Source organism: Kordia sp. (assembly GCF_045105435.1).
Taxonomy (GTDB): Bacteria; Bacteroidota; Bacteroidia; order Flavobacteriales; family Flavobacteriaceae; genus Kordia.
In genome coordinates, this window is record NZ_JBGCDL010000288.1 from 1 (window position 1) to 3,563 (window position 3,563).

The 3,563-nt window shown below is 34.5% G+C and carries 2 protein-coding genes and 1 pseudogene; 2 read left to right on the forward strand and 1 reads right to left on the reverse strand.

All coding sequences use genetic code 11. The annotated features are described in order from the left end of the window. On the forward strand, nucleotides 1-1,740 hold a 1,740-nt coding region (locus AB8B65_RS14850), incomplete at its 5' end, for a M13 family metallopeptidase (protein WP_405302049.1). A 114-nt stretch (nucleotides 1,741-1,854) separates the two neighbouring features. Further along, the gene (locus AB8B65_RS14855; RefSeq protein WP_405302050.1) at nucleotides 1,855-2,595 is read left to right on the forward strand and encodes a hypothetical protein; all 741 of its coding nucleotides are present in this window, start codon (nucleotides 1,855-1,857) and stop codon (nucleotides 2,593-2,595) included. A 338-nt stretch (nucleotides 2,596-2,933) separates the two neighbouring features. Here the strand turns inward: AB8B65_RS14855 and AB8B65_RS14860 are convergent. Next, a pseudogene (locus AB8B65_RS14860) lies at nucleotides 2,934-3,563 on the reverse strand (peptidase M28); the annotation flags it as partial.

Consider the following 3,563-nt stretch of genomic DNA (forward strand, 5'->3'; position numbering starts at 1 on the left):
AAAGCATTATTCATATACAACTCTATTTTAGATACAGTTGCAAGAAACAAAGCAGGAATTAAACCATTACTACCAGCTTTAGAAGCTATTGAAGGCATCAAGTCTATAAAAGACATGCAAACAGTATTGGCAAAAAATCCAGCAACAATCTCTGCGCCATTTATGGGATTATCTGCTTTTGCTAACTTAAGCGATAGTAGTATCAATGCGGCGTATGTTACGCCAGGCGGATTAGGTTTGCCAGACAGAGATTACTACCTAGAGCAAGATGAAAAATCGAAAGAAATTAGAGCAAAATATGTAGCACACATTACACGTATGTTACAATTCTTGGGTGATGATGAAGCAAAAGCAAAAAAAGCTGCTGAAACGGTATTAGCTTTAGAAACTAAATTAGCAGCACCACGATTAGACAAAGTTAAAAGCAGAGACATGCGTAACTTTAATAATCCACGTACAGTAGCTCAATTGTCTAAAATGACACCTGCAATTGACTGGAAGAAAATGATTGCTGATTTAGGAATTGAAAAACTAGAAAATGTAATTGTAATGCAACCAGCATACATGACTGCTTTACAAGAAATACTAACAACAGAAAGCATTGAAGACATTAAAACCTTAATGCGTTGGTCTACTTTAGATGGTGCAGCAGGAATGTTGACAACAGAATTAAACAAAGCAAATTGGGATTTTTATTCGAAAGAATTAAACGGAGCCAAGCAACAACGTGACGAAAAAGAAAGAGCGTTGGCAACTGTAAACGGAACAGTTGGAGAAGCAATAGGCCAATTATATGTAGATGCTAAATTTCCGCCAGAAGCGAAAGAAAAAGCAGAAAAAATGATTGCAAACGTAATTGCTGCATACAAAGACAGAATTATGGCGTTAGACTGGATGAGTCCAGAAACAAAAGAAAAAGCAGTTGAAAAACTAAATAAATTCACAGTTAAAATTGGATATCCTAACAAATGGGAAGACTACTCAAAACTTGGAGTAAAAGAAGGTAATTCATACTATGACAACATGGTTGCTGTTGGAAAATGGGCATTCAGAAAGAACTTAGAGGAAATCAATCAGCCAGTTGACAAATCAAAATGGGGAATGTCACCACAAACAGTAAATGCATACTTTAATCCATTAAACAATGAAATTGTATTCCCAGCAGCAATTTTACAACCGCCTTTTTACAACTACCTTGCAGATGACGCTGTAAATTATGGTGGAATTGGAGCTGTAATTGGACACGAAATTTCGCATGCTTTTGACGATTCTGGAGCGCGTTTTGACGCGAATGGAAACTTGACAAACTGGTGGACAGAAGACGACTTAAAACAATTTACGAAAAGAGGAAATGCATTAGCAGCACAATACAGCGCTATTGAAGTATTGCCAGATGTATTCATTAACGGTAAATTTACTTTAGGTGAAAACATTGGAGATTTAGGTGGTGTTTTAGGTGCGTATGATGGATTACAACGTCACATTAAAGAACACGGTAGACCAGAAAAAATTGACGGATTTACCGCAGAACAACGTTTCTTCCTTTCTTGGGCAACCGTTTGGAGAACAAAAACGAGAGAAGAAGCATTGCGTACACGTATCAAAACGGATACGCACTCGCCAGGACAATACAGAGCGTATGTTCCATTGCAAAATATTGACGCTTTTTACGAAGCATTCGATATCAAAGAAGGAGACAAAATGTACATTGCTCCAAAAGATAGAGTCCGTATTTGGTAACAATCAAATCACAATAAAATAAAGAAAGCCTGAATGTTTAACGTTCGGGCTTTTTTTAGTTCTCTATCAGATGGTTGAAATTATAAATGTATCTTTAAAAAAAGCTTTTTAAAGATGTTCAAAAAAATAATTCTCCTATGCTGTGTATTGTGTTTTCTGAATTGCGAACAACCAAAACAAACTATTGAAACGACGCAACAACACGATAGTCTTCCTAAAACAAAAGCAATAAAAACGGTAGACGAAACAGGTTTTGAACCGTTTGATGCTTCCGAATATATGACGACGCAATTGTTAATTGGAAAAAGCGAAATTTTTGCGAAAGAAAAAATTTATAAGATGCACATTCGTGGACATGATTCTTATAAAATAAATTCTCAAGGATTGATTACAGCATTGTATAATATCAGTAATAATTACGGCGAATATACCTATACAAAAAGCGGTTTGTTAAAAACAAAAGCAACTAAACAGCATACGCCAGCATTGACCTATTATCTAGAAACATTTTATTATAAAAAAGATGGAACCTTACAAAAATCGACAGTTTCAAGATTTGATCAACAGACAAAAGAAACAATAAAAGAGACTATTACAGATACGATTGCACTGCAAAAAAACGCACGTATTTTTAAAAGAAGTTCAGGTAAAGCTTCATTCAAAATAAATCAAAAGAAGCGCATAATACTTATCTACGGAACCGATCTTGGATTCTGCTGTGGCGAATTAATGCCAGGAAAAAATAGTTTGCATTATTACTACAACGAAAACCAATTGATTGATTCTTTGGTCATCAATGGTTTGGAATCGCCACATAAAAAAATGGTGTTTGAATATGAGTATAATACAGATTAATTTTGCTGTAAAAAGATTTAGAATCAAGACAGTAAGATAAGAATCCCTACTGTTTCAAAGTAAATCTCGATACAATTTTTCTACGTTCCACTACAAAAAATCACTCGATTAGACGTTTTGAGAAACCACACGAATTATGTCATGCTGAACTTGATTCAGTATCACATAAGAGTGAAAACATTTATGCATTCTTGGTATAAAAAGATTCAAGATTTTTAGAGTAAAGAATCCAGACTTTTCCAGTACATGACTATCAAGATAAGAACATGTAATATTTCAAATTGGATTCCGCAACAAGTGCGGAATGACAAAGAAATCCATTATTATCTCAGAAACACCTAAAACCCAATCGTTTTCTTCACCACAATCGCATCATTCAATACAAATGGTCTTGGCATCATATTTTTAGCACGCGCAGGAATTGAAAACAATGAATTCGTCATCAAATCAAAAGAAGCTTCATACAAAATTAACTCAGGTGTTGCATCTGGCTTTACTGTAAATGATAATTCCAATGGTTCATTATCAGACACATAATAACTCGTTAAACGTTTCCATTTATTATTTGGATATTTTATAGTGAGTCCATTTGCTTTTGCAGAAACAAACTTGGTTTCGTTCGTAAAAACTTCCATACGATTTACGTTTCGCTGCGGCGTAATTTTCACATGAATATGACGTAAATTGTTATGTGTAGTATCTTTTAAAGTTTCTATCAATGGCATTGGTACTTGTTTTACAGGCGCTTCTTGCGTGTATGTAATTTTAGATTTATACTTGCTATCCATCACATTTTTTGTTTCGGACACATTACCATCTTTAATATAATTCTTCGTCCAATCGTCCAAAATAGCATCATAGGTATTCCAACTTGCTTTATTCTCATCTGCATCTAAAACATATACCAAACTGTTTGGTTTTTGTCGTTCTTCTGTAAAATCAGATCTTGAATGCGCTACAAAAAACGC

Coding starts and splice junctions, on each gene's coding strand:
- AB8B65_RS14855 (WP_405302050.1), top strand. CDS start 1,855: ATGTTCAAAAAAATAATTCTCCTATGCTGTGTATTGTGTTTTCTGAAT.